General features: G+C 35.2%; 13 protein-coding genes. 3 read left to right on the top strand and 10 right to left on the bottom strand.

Annotation, left to right across the window (positions count from 1 at the left end; translation table 11 throughout):
- Positions 1-4: 4 nt before the first annotated feature.
- The 10 genes from rplV to rpsL all read right to left on the bottom strand — a co-directional run bounded on the left by rplV (position 5) and on the right by rpsL (position 6,560).
- Entirely contained in the window at positions 5-412 is a 408-nt protein-coding gene (rplV, locus tag H593_RS0103245) for a 50S ribosomal protein L22 (protein ID WP_028871107.1), read from the bottom strand.
- Positions 413-418: 6 nt separating this feature from the next.
- Positions 419-697: a 30S ribosomal protein S19 gene (rpsS, locus tag H593_RS0103240; RefSeq protein ID WP_028871106.1), complete on the bottom strand. Its 279-nt coding sequence runs from the start codon at positions 695-697 to the stop codon at positions 419-421.
- 10 nt (positions 698-707) lie between these two features.
- Positions 708-1,535 (bottom strand): 50S ribosomal protein L2, encoded by an 828-nt coding sequence (gene rplB / locus H593_RS0103235; protein ID WP_028871105.1) that lies wholly within the window; start codon positions 1,533-1,535, stop codon positions 708-710.
- A 10-nt stretch (positions 1,536-1,545) separates the two neighbouring features.
- Positions 1,546-1,836 carry a 50S ribosomal protein L23 gene (gene rplW / locus H593_RS0103230; protein ID WP_028871104.1) on the bottom strand — a complete coding sequence of 97 codons (291 nt, stop codon included), beginning with the start codon at positions 1,834-1,836 and terminating at the stop codon, positions 1,546-1,548.
- A 7-nt stretch (positions 1,837-1,843) separates the two neighbouring features.
- The gene (gene rplD / locus H593_RS0103225) at positions 1,844-2,473 is read right to left on the bottom strand and encodes a 50S ribosomal protein L4 (RefSeq protein WP_028871103.1); all 630 of its coding nucleotides are present in this window, start codon (positions 2,471-2,473) and stop codon (positions 1,844-1,846) included.
- The gene (rplC, locus tag H593_RS0103220; RefSeq protein ID WP_028871102.1) at positions 2,473-3,090 is read right to left on the bottom strand and encodes a 50S ribosomal protein L3; all 618 of its coding nucleotides are present in this window, start codon (positions 3,088-3,090) and stop codon (positions 2,473-2,475) included. Before rplC ends, rplD begins: the two co-directional genes overlap by 1 nt.
- A gap of 144 nt (positions 3,091-3,234) precedes the next feature.
- Positions 3,235-3,540, bottom strand: a complete 306-nt coding sequence (gene rpsJ / locus H593_RS0103215) for a 30S ribosomal protein S10 (RefSeq protein ID WP_007650482.1) — start codon at positions 3,538-3,540, stop codon at positions 3,235-3,237.
- Positions 3,541-3,553: 13 nt separating this feature from the next.
- Positions 3,554-5,680 (bottom strand): elongation factor G, encoded by a 2,127-nt coding sequence (gene fusA, locus H593_RS0103210; RefSeq protein WP_028871101.1) that lies wholly within the window; start codon positions 5,678-5,680, stop codon positions 3,554-3,556.
- Between the two features lie 6 nt (positions 5,681-5,686).
- Positions 5,687-6,163 carry a 30S ribosomal protein S7 gene (rpsG, locus tag H593_RS0103205; RefSeq protein ID WP_028871100.1) on the bottom strand — a complete coding sequence of 159 codons (477 nt, stop codon included), beginning with the start codon at positions 6,161-6,163 and terminating at the stop codon, positions 5,687-5,689.
- Between the two features lie 22 nt (positions 6,164-6,185).
- Positions 6,186-6,560 (bottom strand): 30S ribosomal protein S12, encoded by a 375-nt coding sequence (gene rpsL, locus H593_RS0103200; RefSeq protein ID WP_008269190.1) that lies wholly within the window; start codon positions 6,558-6,560, stop codon positions 6,186-6,188.
- A 249-nt stretch (positions 6,561-6,809) separates the two neighbouring features.
- Between rpsL and H593_RS0103195 the strand changes: the two genes are divergently transcribed.
- From H593_RS0103195 to H593_RS0103185, 3 genes are all read left to right on the top strand, one after another.
- A complete protein-coding gene (locus H593_RS0103195; protein ID WP_037051415.1) occupies positions 6,810-8,420 on the top strand; it encodes a POTRA domain-containing protein in 1,611 nt (536 codons plus the stop codon).
- Between the two features lie 208 nt (positions 8,421-8,628).
- Complete coding sequence (locus H593_RS0103190; RefSeq protein WP_084142256.1) at positions 8,629-11,661, top strand: SusC/RagA family TonB-linked outer membrane protein; 3,033 nt, start codon at positions 8,629-8,631, stop codon at positions 11,659-11,661.
- Between the two features lie 4 nt (positions 11,662-11,665).
- Entirely contained in the window at positions 11,666-13,183 is a 1,518-nt protein-coding gene (locus H593_RS0103185) for a SusD/RagB family nutrient-binding outer membrane lipoprotein (protein WP_028871097.1), read from the top strand.
- Positions 13,184-13,186: the final 3 nt, after the last annotated feature.

Below are 13,186 nucleotides of genomic sequence, written 5' to 3'. Positions count from 1 at the left end.
CTATCTAAGCTTGTGTGTTATTTTTAGCTCCAATCACAACTGTTACGTGATTAGATCTTTTTCTTATTCTGTGTGCACGACCTTGAGGTGCTGGACGTAATCTCTTCAACATAGTCCCTCCGTCAACTCTAATCTCTTGAACAAATAAATCTGCTTCTTCCATATCAGCATCTTCATTTTTAGCCTGCCAGTTAGAAATTGCTGATAACACCAACTTCTCTAAACGCCTTGACGCTTCTTTTGAACTAAATCTTAAGATTTGTAATGCTTTTTCAGCTTCCTTTCCTCTTACCAAATCTGCAACTAATCGCATTTTTCTTGGTGAGGTAGGGCAGTTATTTAGTTTTGCAAATGCAATTTTTTTTCTGCCTTCCTTAATAGCATCTGCCATTTGTTTTTTACGACTTCCCATAGCTTACTATTTTTTACCTTTATTTTTCGCACCTGCATGACCTCTAAAAGATCTTGTCGGTGAAAATTCTCCTAATTTATGACCTACCATGTTTTCAGTAACATAGACTGGTACAAATTGGCGTCCGTTGTGTACAGCAATAGTTTGTCCTACAAAATCAGGAGAAATCATAGAGGCTCTTGACCACGTTTTGATTACCGTCTTTTTGTTTGAAGCAACATTTGCATCAACTTTTTTACTCAATTTATAATGGATGTAAGGTCCTTTTTTTAATGAACGTGCCATATTATCTCAGTTATTTCTTTCTACGTTCTACAATATACTTATTACTAGCTTTAGTCTTAGAACGCGTTCTATAACCTTTAGCTGGAATACCATTTCTCGATCTTGGGTGTCCTCCTGAAGATTTACCTTCACCACCACCCATTGGGTGATCAACTGGATTCATTACCACTGGTCTTACTCGTGGTCTTCTCCCTAACCATCTACTTCTACCCGCTTTACCAGATACAGTTAATTGATGATCAGAGTTAGAAACTACTCCAATTGTAGCCATACATTCTCCAAGAATCATTCTAGTCTCTCCTGATGGTAACTTTACATTAGCAAACTTACCGTCTCTTGCCATTAACTGAGCAAACGCTCCAGCACTTCTAGCCATTACCGCTCCTTGTCCTGGACGTAACTCAATACAAGAAATAATTGTACCAAAAGGCATTTCGTTTAATGGCATAGCATTACCAATTTCTGGTGCTACTCCTTCTCTTCCAGAAACCACATTCTGCCCAACTTGTAAACCGTTTTGAGCAATAATGTAGCGCTTTTCACCATCTTGATAGTTCAATAATGCAATAAACGCTGTTCTGTTTGGATCGTATTGAATAGAAGCAACTTCGGCAGGTAAACCCGCTTTATCCCTTTTAAAATCGATAATACGATATTTCTTCTTATGACCTCCACCAATTTGGCGCATCGTCATTTTTCCTCGATTGTTTCTTCCACCAGATCTTTTATTCGGAAGGAGTAAACTCTTTTCCGGCTTATCAGTAGTTATGGCATCGAATCCATTTACTACTCTAAATCGCTGACCTGCTGTGATTGGTTTTAATTTTCTTACTGACATTATTGTCTAATTACATGTTAGTGTATAAATCAATTACTTCACCTTCCGCCAGTTGTACAATTGCTTTTTTAACAGCATTTGTTTTACCATGTTGAACACCAGTTTTTGTAAACTTAGTATTACGATCTGGACGGACATTTATAGTACGAACTTTTTCAACAGAGACACCATAAGCAGCTTCCACCGCTTTTTTGATTTCTACCTTGTTCGCCTTGGTTTTCACTTGAAATGTAAAGCAGTTGTTCAACTCACTATTAGTTGTCGCTTTTTCAGTGATGATAGGTTTAATTAAGATACTCATTGTCTTATTATTTACTTAAGTTCGATTCAATTCCCTCTAAAGAACTCTCTAGAAGAATTAATTTATTTGCATTCAAAATTTTATAAGTACTTAATTCTGAGTTCATTATAACTTCAGAGCCTTTAAAATTTCGTGATGACAAATATACATTATTATTTGACGCACCCAACACAAACAATGACTTTTTGTTTTGTATGTCTAATGCCTTCAATACAGCAGTAAAGTTTTTCGTCTTTGGAGCCTCGAAATTAAAGTCTTCTAAAACAACGATATCCTTATCATTTGCCTTCATTGTTAACGCTGATTTACGTGCTAAACGCTTCAGGTTTTTGTTCAATTTAATACTGTAATTTCTTGGTCTTGGTCCGAACATACGTCCACCACCTCTAAATACACCAGATTTGATACTACCTGCTCTCGCCGTACCCGTACCTTTCTGCTTTTTAATCTTTCGTGTACTACCTGAAATTTCTGCTCTTTCTTTTGCCTTGTGCGTTCCTTGACGTTGGTTAGCAAGATATTGCTTAACATCTAAATAAACCGCATGATTATTAGGCTCAATAGCGAACACATGTGCAGAAAGGTCTACCTTCCTACCTGTGTCTTTTCCGTTTATATCTAAAACTGCTACTTTCATTATTTTTGAATAATTACATAAGAGTTTTTGTGCCCTGGAACACATCCTTTAACCACAATTAAGTTCTTTTCAGCAACTACCTTGTAGACTCTTAAATTTTCAACATATACTCTTTCGCCACCCATTCGTCCAGCCATTTTCATTCCTTTGAAAACTCTTGCAGGATATGAAGCAGCACCAATAGAACCCGGAGCTCTTAAACGGTTATGCTGACCATGTGTCGCTTGACCCACACCAGCAAATCCATGACGTTTTACAACACCTTGGAAACCTTTTCCTTTTGAAGTACCAGCTACATCAACGAACTCACCTTCTATAAAGTGTTCTACTGTGATAGCATCTCCTAATTTGTAATCTCCTTCAAATCCTTGAAATTCCGCGACTTTTGATTTAACAGAAGTACCAGCTTTTTTGGCGTGACCAATTTCAGCTTTTGTAGCACTTTTCTCTGTCTTGTCATCGAAACCAAGTTGAAGGGCTCTGTACCCGTCGACCTCTTCGGTTCTGACTTGGGTAACGATACATGGTCCAGCTTCGATTACTGTACACGGAATATTCTTTCCATTTTCATCGAAAATGCTGGTCATACCGATCTTTCTTCCTATTAACCCAGACATAATTATTAATTTATTTATTATTACTATTTATTAAAAAACTTAAGGCCGAAAATACATTCGACCTTGAATTGTATTTAACCGTTTTTCCTTTGCACGCAGCTCAGGACATGTTCTTCACTTTTATCAACTACATGATAAATTCCACTACACCTTAATTTCAACTTCAACTCCACTTGGCAATTCAAGCTTCATTAACGCATCAATTGTCTTAGAAGATGAAGAGTAGATATCCAATAATCTCTTGTATGAGCTTAATTGAAATTGCTCTCTAGACTTCTTATTTACGTGTGGTGATCGTAATACTGTAAAAATCTTTTTGTGTGTAGGTAACGGAATTGGTCCAGTTACAACAGCACCAGTACTTTTTACTGTCTTTACAATCTTATCAGCAGACTTATCAACTAAATTGTGATCGTAAGACTTTAACTTTATTCTAATTTTCTGACTCATTTTCTTTTTAGTTTTAAGCTTCTATGCCTTTAGCCGCCTTGATTACTTCTTCTGAAATATTCGAAGGAGTTTCAGCATAATGTGAAAATTCCATTGTTGATGTTGCACGACCAGATGATAATGTTCTTAATGTAGTTACATATCCAAACATTTCAGATAAAGGCACTGTAGCTTTTACAGTCTTTGCACCAGCTCTATCACCCATATCACTCATTTGTCCACGACGACGATTTAAATCTCCAACTATATCACCCATATTTTCTTCAGGTGTAATCACCTCAAGCTTCATAATAGGCTCCATTATTACCGCTTTCGCAGCTCTAGCACAATTTTTAAATCCTAACTTAGCAGCTAATTCAAACGATAGCTGATCAGAATCCACATCATGATAAGATCCATCTCTCAATGTTACCTTCATAGAATCGATTTCGTAACCTGCTAAAGGTCCATTAACCATTGCCATTTTAAATCCTTTTTCAATTGACGGGATAAATTCTTTAGGTACATTACCACCTTTAATTACAGACTCAAACTGTAATCCTGTTACACCCTCATCAGCTGGCCCAACAGTAAACACAATATCAGCAAACTTACCACGACCACCAGATTGTTTCTTATAAACTTCTCTATGATCAGCAACAGCTGTTATGGCCTCTTTATATTCAACCTGTGGCTGACCTTGATTTACTTCAACTTTAAACTCACGTCTTAAACGATCTACAATCACATCTAAATGAAGTTCACCCATTCCAGAAATAATAGTTTGTCCTGAAGATTCGTCTGAACGCACAGTAAATGTAGGATCCTCCTCAGCTAACTTAGCCAATCCAATACCTAATTTATCAACATCTGCCTTAGTTTTAGGCTCAACCGCAATACCAATTACCGGATCAGGGAAGTCCATAGACTCTAAAACAATTGGATGTTTTTCATCTGTTAACGTGTCTCCTGTTTTTATAGATTTAAATCCAACAGCAGCTCCAATATCACCAGCTTCAATAAAATCAATTGCATTTTGCTTGTTAGCGTGCATTTGATAGATTCTAGAAATACGTTCTTTCTTACCAGACCGATTATTTAGTACATAAGAACCCGCATCTAAACGACCAGAATATGCTCTAAAAAATGCCAAACGCCCTACGAAAGGATCTGTAGCAATTTTAAATGCTAAAGCCGCAAAAGGCTCATCTACACTTGGTTTACGTAATTCTTCTTTTTCTGTATCAGGATTAATTCCTTTTATACCTTCCTTATCCATTGGAGAAGGCAAGTAACGACATACAGCATCTAATAAAAACTGTACCCCTTTATTTTTAAACGCCGATCCACAAATCATAGGAATAATAGCCATATCCATTACAGCAGCCCTAAGTGCAGCATGCACCTCATCCTCTGTAATAGAATCTTCATCCTCCATGAACTTCTCTAATAAGTTCTCATCGTAACTAGCTACCTCTTCAATAAGTAAAGCCCTGTATTTTTTGGATTCCGCCTTAAGCTCCTCAGGAATTTCAATAACATCAAAAGTTGCCCCTTGAGTATCGTCATGCCATATGATAGCTCTGTTCTTTACTAAATCAACAATACCCTTAAAATTTTCTTCGTCACCAATATTCAAAACAATAGGAACCGCATTAGAACCCAACATTTCCTTAACTTGACCACAAACCATCATAAAATCAGACCCTTGACGATCCATTTTATTAACGAAACCTATACGAGGTACTTTGTAATTATCTGCAAGTCTCCAGTTAGTTTCAGACTGAGGCTCAACACCATCAACTGCACTAAACAAAAATACTAAACCATCAAGAACACGAAGTGAACGGTTGACTTCAACCGTAAAATCTACGTGACCTGGTGTATCAATAATATTAAAATGATAATCCTTTGCGTCCTCAGTAGGCTCTGCATTTTCTTTAGGAAAAACCCATGTACAAGTAGTTGCAGCAGAAGTAATTGTAATACCTCTTTCTTGCTCTTGCTCCATCCAGTCCATAGTCGCAGCACCATCATGCACCTCACCAATTTTGTGTGAAACACCTGTATAATAAAGAATACGCTCTGTAGTCGTAGTTTTACCTGCATCAATATGCGCAGCAATACCTATATTTCTTGTATATCTTAAATCTCTTGCCATCCTAAATTAAAATCTAAAGTGTGAGAATGCCTTATTTGCTTCTGCCATTTTGTGAGTATCAACTCTTTTCTTAACAGCAGCTCCTTCTTCCTTTGCCGCAGCTAAAACTTCAGCAGCTAATTTTTGAGGCATAGATTTTTCATTTCTTTTTCTCGAGTAGCTAATCAACCATTTCATGGCCGTAGATACTTTACGATCTGGACGAATTTGCATTGGAATTTGAAATGTTGCTCCACCTACTCTACGACTGCGCACTTCTACGTGAGGCATAACGTTAGATAAGGCATCTTTCCAGATTTCTAAAGCTGTTTTTTCTTCGTCTGTTTTTTTTGCTTCTACAATATCAATTGCATCATAGAATACTTTAAAAGCGACAGACTTCTTACCATCCCACATCATCATATTAACGAAACGAGTTACTAACTGGTCATTAAATTTAGGATCTGGTAAAAGCGGTCTCTTTTTTGCTGCTCTTTTTCTCATGTCTTCTTCTTAAAGTTTTTAATTACTTCTTAGGGCGTTTTGCACCATACTTAGATCTACGTTGCGTTCTACCTGCGACACCTGCTGTATCTAAGGCACCACGAACAATGTGATATCTAACTCCTGGCAAATCTTTTACCCTTCCACCTCTAACCAATACTATCGAGTGCTCTTGTAAATTGTGTCCTTCACCACCGATGTATGCATTAACCTCGTTTCCGTTTGTCAGACGAACCCTTGCTACCTTACGCATTGCTGAGTTAGGTTTTTTAGGAGTCGTTGTGTAAACACGAGTACACACACCACGTCTTTGTGGACACGAATCTAAAGCAGCCGATTTACTCTTCTTGGTTATTTTGGCTCTTCCTTTTCGTACTAATTGTGAAATTGTTGGCATATATTTCTATATAATTTTATTAAAACCTCTCTTTAGAGGGCTGCAAAGGTAAAAATAAATATGAATTATTCAAACTCCAAACGATTAATTTTACAAAGTTTTTTAAATTATTTATGTATACAGATATTTTTAGTAATTATTTTGCGTTAAATTTGAATAATAGAAAGTTTAATGCCAAAAATAAAATATCTTTTTACCTCACTTCTTTTTTTGTTGTACTTCTCTAATACACTTGGGCAAAATTTATATTTGACATGTTTAGGTTCTTCAGAAAATGAAACAAGATCTATAGACTCTTTGGGGTACAAAAACATGTTTGAAGATTATTCTTCATTAGAAACCGAAGTTTCTAATCTTAAAAAAACACTTATCAAAGTTGGTTATATTGAAATTGAGCAACTCCATTTAATCAAACAGAATGATTCCTCATATGACGCACATTTCAGTTTAAGAAATAAATACAACTCCATTACTATTAGTCACAATAATCTAGTAGACTTACCTATTTTAAAATCGACTGGTTTTTTAGATACAAGTAACGACCTAATTATTCCTATTGAAAATATTGAATCTACTTTAGAGTTTATAAACTCTCAATTAGCAAATAAAGGCAATCCTTTTAGTTCACTTATTTTAACCGACATCATAAGTATTGATCACAGCTACTTAAAAGGTTCTTTATCTGTCTCTGAATTAAATACTCGGACCATGGACAAACTTGTTTTGAAGGGTTACGAGAAATTCCCAAAATCATTCATTAAACGTTATCTAAAGATTAAAACTAATCAAACCTTTAGCTTAGAAAAAATAAAAGAAAAGACTAAAGCACTTAATGATTTGGCTTTCGCTAACCAAATTAGAGACCCTGAAGTTCTTTTCACTAAAGATTCTACCATATTATATATGTATTTAGAAAAAGCAAAAAGCAATACTTTTGATGGGTTTTTAGGTTTTGGAACTAACGAGGCTACAGATAAGATTGAATTTGATGGTTATCTAAATTTGAATCTCACTAACAACTTAAATTATGGTGAGTCCTTAAAACTATTATACAAAAGCGATGAAAGTGATCAACAAACTTTTGATTTAGAATTGGATGCACCCTATATATTGAATACGCCAATTGGTATTAATTTAAATTTAAACATTTTTAAAAGAGATTCATCCTTTGTAACAGTTACCCAAGCTATAAAGCTTAATTATCAAATTAATAGTAAACATATTATATCAGGAGGAACTACATCTGTTAATTCAACAGACCTACTTGATCTTTCTTCCTCTTTAATTACCGATTACAGTTCAAATCAATACTTTGTAAATTATATGTATACAAATAGACAAAATTTCAATCTTCTGTTTCCAATAAATTTTTTATTTAATGTATCTACAGGAATTGGGAATAGATCTTATGAGGATTTCAACGAAAAACAATCTAATTTTTATCTCAATACGTTCAAAATTTTTAATCTTAACGATAAAAATAGCATTTACGGAAAAGTTAATTTTAATTACCTGGTATCTGACTCCTATTTAGAAAATGAGCTTCCTAGATTTGGTGGTATCAATTCGATTCGTGGTTTCGAAGAAAACAGCTTAATAGCAAACTTGTATGGCGTTCTTAATACAGAGTACAGATATAAGTTAAACAATAGCATTTATGTGCACTCCGTTATAGACGCTGCGTACTTTGAGAACCAAATTACAGATCAGAAAGAAAAACTCTTTGGGTTTGGATTTGGATTTGGGCTTATAACAAAAGCCGGACTATTTAGATTTAACTACACCAGCGGCAAAACTGAAAGCCAGAGGTTCAAATTATCTGATTCTAAAATTCATTTGAGCCTAACCACAACGTTCTAGAAATAATCCTGATTTATTTCTACCATTTTAACAAAATATTTAAAATAATATTAAAAATTTAGCAATTACGCTATTTTTTTTAACATTTTATTAAGATATTTGAATAAGGCTAATTCAAATAAATTTATTTTATGAAAACAAAGTTTAATGGAATTCTAATGCTATTATTAGCATTAGTCGTGCAATTTAGTTTTGCGCAAGAAAATCAATTTCTGGAACGGTCTCAGATCAATCTACTATTCCACTTCCGGGAGTTAATATAGTTATTAAAGGCACCTCAACTGGAACTCAAACAAACTTTGACGGTGTTTACACCATTAATAGTAAGCCAGGAGATATTCTAGTGTTTACTTATGTGGGTTTAAAAACACAAGAAATCAAAGTTGGTGAACTAAACACCATTAATGTTACGATGCTCGAAGATGCAGATTCATTAGACGAAGTTATAGTTACCGCTGTTGGTATCAAACGAAAACCAGATGAAATCACTACTGCCTATGAGAATCTTAAGTCTGAAGAAATTGTTTCTGCTAACAATCCAGATGCAGTTCAATCTCTAGCTGGTAAGGTTTCTGGGTTACAAATTAACACCACTAATACAGGTGTTAATCCATCGACAACAATTAGTTTACGTGGTACACGTTCATTATCTGGTTCAAACTCGGCTTTAGTTGTTATTGACAATGTGATTTCATCAGCTACAATATTGTCTGATCTAGATCCCGAAATCATAGAATCAATCAATATCATTAAAGGACCTAATGGAGCAGCGCTCTATGGATCTGCTGGTGGTAATGGTGTCATAATTGTAACTACAAAAAAAGGCACAAAAGGACAAGGCAAGCTCAGCATCTCTTTATCTACTACCCTTACTATAGAAGACATTGCTTTTTTACCGCAATTACAGGACAGATATGGAAAAGGATATTGGGGAGAAATTGATGCTTTTGATCAAGGGTCTTGGGGACCAGAATATGACGGATCTATTCAACCTGTAGGACTACCTTATCCTACTTTTAATGATTTTAGAAGTGGGCCTTATGAATTTAGGAAAGACAATATGAAAGACTTTTTCAATACAGGTACAGCATTACAAAATACAATAACACTCGCTGGAGGGGATCGCGAGGGGTTTTATTCTTTAAGTGCCAATAGAAGAAAGACAGATGGTCTAATTCCTAATGATACCTATACAAAAGACTTTTTCGCATTAAGTGCAGGTAAAACTTTTGGAAAATTTTCAATGTCTGGAAATGCTCGTTTTACTGCTGAAGATCAAAATGTTTCTGCAACTATTTTTGATACCAACGACAATGTTCGTTTAAGTGGTGTTTATGCTGAATTGGCACAATTACCGAGTGATGTTAATGTTACCGATTTTAACTCGGGAAGTAATAGTGATCATTGGACCGCTTTTGGTAATAGTCCATATTGGGTTAGAGACAACCAAAGAAATGTATCTGAAAATACAAGAACTGATTTATCTGCAGAACTATCCTACCAATTTAATGACAACATCAGTACTATTTTAAGAAGTAATGTTGTAAGTACAAGCGGTAAAGGTATTACTTATGCTAATGATTATGTTTCTGAATACACCATTACTGGTGATAGTAGAGATATTCAATCTTCACTAAGAGTTAATAGCAATAGCACGAGAACTCTATACACAGATTTAATAACAAACTTCAACTATCAATTAACTGAAGATATTGGCCTTAAATCTTTAATCGGACTAAATAGTACTGAAAGTAGAGGTTTTTCTCAAACAACAGCTGGAGACATCTTAACGCTACCAGGATTATATACTGTTGAAAATATATCAAGTGGTATTTCAGTATCAGATTTTAGTTCCTTGAGACGGCAGCAAGCTATTTTTGCCAATGTAGATTTAAGTTATAAAGATTATTTGTACCTCAATTTAACGGGGCGACAAGAATGGGATTCTAGATTACAGTCTGCTGGTCGAACTATTGGAGATATTGGCTTCTTCTACTACTCTGTAGGTGCTTCTTTTATACCAACTAAAGCTTTCCCAGAAATAAAATCTGATTTTTTACACAGAATGAAAATATCTGGAGGTTATGTTAAATCGGCAAACATCTCTGCTCTAGGAGCTCACGATCTTTTTGATACTGGATTTAGACCCGCAGCATTTCCTTACTCTGGTGGTGTTAACTCATTCATAATCCCTTCAAGCACATTTGATAATGCCATTGAACCAGAATTCATTAGCACATTCGAAGCTAATCTTAATTTAGAACTACTAAAACGAGGAGGAATTCCTAGAATTACACTAGATGGTAGTTATTCTTTTTACACGAATGATAATCAAATCTTGAGTGCATCTGTATCATCGGCTACTAGTGTTTTTAGTGCAGGTGTTAATGTAGGTGAAACCCAAACAAATGCGTATGAGGTTGATTTAGGCTTAACACCAATTAAAACCGATGATTTGAGGTGGAACTTAAACATGGGTTACGCTTCTCAACGAACAATTGCAACAAAAATTACAGATGATGCAGACATACTAGGACAAGGATCGCCAGGTATTTATGCCATCCAAGGACAACAATTTCCATTGATAAGAGGTAGTGCATATGAGAGAGATGAAGACGGTAGAATTGTATTAAACCCTGATGGTTCTCCAAGAACAGCTTCTGGTTTACAAGTACTTGGTAGAACTACTCCAGATTATATTTTAAATTTTGGAACAGATATAACTTATAAAGGTTTTAGATTAAGTGCGATAGCAGATTTTAGAACTGGACACGTCTTTTATTCAAACATTTATAACAACCTAACGGGACAAGGTCGTAGTTTTATAACTGCGGAAAATGGAAGAGGACACTTTATCTTCCCTAACTCGACAGTTCTAGGTTCTGGAACTACAAACACATCTGTACTTACTGGACCATCTTATGGTGGACCTTCATCATATGCTCAATACCAATCTTTTGTTCAAAGTGGTGATTTTACAGGTGTAGATGAAAACTTTATTCTTGATGCTACAGCTTTCAAATTAAGAGAAGTCGCGCTAAGTTATGCACTTTCTAGTAAAGCTTTAGAAAATACGTTTATTGAAGGTTTATCGATAGGTATTAGTGGGAGAAACTTACTTGTTCTTCTTCCCAAAGAAAATAGAGGATACAATGATCCTGAAATTGGATCAGGAATAGGTGGATATGGTCAAACACCTCCAACCAAATTTTATTCAATGAATGTAAAACTTAACTTTTAAGAAAATGAAAAAAATAAAAAATATAAAGTACATCATGTCTTTGACACTTGTATGTCTTACATTCTCTTGTAGCGACGTTCTTGTAAATGAAGACCCTAACGGTGTGGTTATCGATCAATTACCTCCAGAGGTAATCTTACCTGGTGCCCTTACTGTACCTTCAGAGACATTAATGTCAACAATGAATGGATTAGGCAACACTATGGTAGCAACATGGTCTGGAAATGCCCAACAGGTTCAGGCGCCTTATTTTGTAGAATTCCAATATCAATTAACTACAGATTTCTACGATAATATATGGGACAACCTTATGGCGAGAACTGGAAACCTAACTCAAATTATCACCAACGAGTATGATGGTAACTATGATTATTTTAAAGGTGCTTCTAAAATATATAGAGCATTCTACTTTCAGTATTTAGTTGATTTATATGGTGATATTCCATTTACTGATATTCATCAACGTGGCGAGTTATTGTTTCCCGAATATGACAATCAAGTAGACGTATATGTTGCACTAATTACTGATGTGAATGATGCTCTCGCTCAAATTCAAAATACAGATGTAAATTCAGCTGTACCTATGGGATCAAACGATGTCATTATGGGTGGGAATATGAGTAAGTGGATTAAGTTTGGAAACACATTAAAACTAAGACTATTATTACGAATGTCTAATGCGGCTCAATCTACTCCAGAATTACAAACTATTCTTAATACTGAATTTGCATCACTTAATAATGCTGAATTCTTAGGTATCGGAGACAACGTTACTATAAATCCTGGATATTCTGATGAAGTAAATAGAATGAATCCTTTTGTAGAAACTTTTGGTTATGCTGCCGGACAGTTTGGAGATACAGCAAATGAAACGTTCTCTAACCTTAGAGCTGGACCAACAACTTATTTAGTTGAATTTTTAAATGGAACAACAACTGGTGTTTCAGATTCAAGGCTAGAGAGGTTATATACGCCTAGAGCTGGACAAGCTTCTATTCAAGGAAATACTCAAGGTGGTGGAGAGCAACCATCAAGAATTGGTCCTGGCTTATTAAGTTCTCCACAACAAGATGGCTATATTATGACAGCATCTGAATCACTTTTCCTGCAGTCTGAAGCAGTATTTAAAGGATTATTGTCCTCAGGAAATGCTAAAGGATTATTTGAAAGTGCAATTCAATCATCGTATAATAGATTAGGTGCTTCAATTGGAGGCTACCTAAACAGTGCCAACAATGTAAATGGTATTGGTTGGGATGGTACAGCAGATAAACTTGAAGCAATAATTACGCAAAAATGGATTGATTTAGGTGGAACAAACGGAGTTGAAACTTGGATAGAATACACAAGAACAGGGTATCCAAGTAACATGCCATTACCAGATATTACAAACAGACCTAATAGACCAATACGATTATTATATCCAACATCAGAATATACGGGGAATTCGGCAAATGTTAGTGTGTACAATCAGAATGTAGATTCAGCATTTAATAATTCCATCTTTTGGGACGTAAACTAAAAA

The sequence above is a fragment of the Psychroserpens burtonensis DSM 12212 genome (assembly GCF_000425305.1).
Classification (GTDB): Bacteria; Bacteroidota; Bacteroidia; order Flavobacteriales; family Flavobacteriaceae; genus Psychroserpens; species Psychroserpens burtonensis.
This window is presented reverse-complemented; position numbering and strand designations above follow the sequence as displayed.

What these genes read in the sequence shown, in the direction of transcription:
- rpsG (WP_028871100.1), bottom strand. Translation starts at nt 6,163, where the DNA reads ATGAGAAAAAGAGCAGCAAAAAAGAGACCGCTTTTACCAGATCCTAAA.
- H593_RS0103185 (WP_028871097.1), top strand. Translation starts at nt 11,666, where the DNA reads ATGAAAAAAATAAAAAATATAAAGTACATCATGTCTTTGACACTTGTA.
- rplW (WP_028871104.1), bottom strand. Translation starts at nt 1,836, where the DNA reads ATGAGTATCTTAATTAAACCTATCATCACTGAAAAAGCGACAACTAAT.
- fusA (WP_028871101.1), bottom strand. Translation starts at nt 5,680, where the DNA reads ATGGCAAGAGATTTAAGATATACAAGAAATATAGGTATTGCTGCGCAT.
- rplC (WP_028871102.1), bottom strand. Translation starts at nt 3,090, where the DNA reads ATGTCTGGGTTAATAGGAAGAAAGATCGGTATGACCAGCATTTTCGAT.
- rpsS (WP_028871106.1), bottom strand. Translation starts at nt 697, where the DNA reads ATGGCACGTTCATTAAAAAAAGGACCTTACATCCATTATAAATTGAGT.
- rplD (WP_028871103.1), bottom strand. Translation starts at nt 2,473, where the DNA reads ATGAAAGTAGCAGTTTTAGATATAAACGGAAAAGACACAGGTAGGAAG.
- rplV (WP_028871107.1), bottom strand. Translation starts at nt 412, where the DNA reads ATGGGAAGTCGTAAAAAACAAATGGCAGATGCTATTAAGGAAGGCAGA.
- rplB (WP_028871105.1), bottom strand. Translation starts at nt 1,535, where the DNA reads ATGTCAGTAAGAAAATTAAAACCAATCACAGCAGGTCAGCGATTTAGA.
- rpsL (WP_008269190.1), bottom strand. Translation starts at nt 6,560, where the DNA reads ATGCCAACAATTTCACAATTAGTACGAAAAGGAAGAGCCAAAATAACC.
- rpsJ (WP_007650482.1), bottom strand. Translation starts at nt 3,540, where the DNA reads ATGAGTCAGAAAATTAGAATAAAGTTAAAGTCTTACGATCACAATTTA.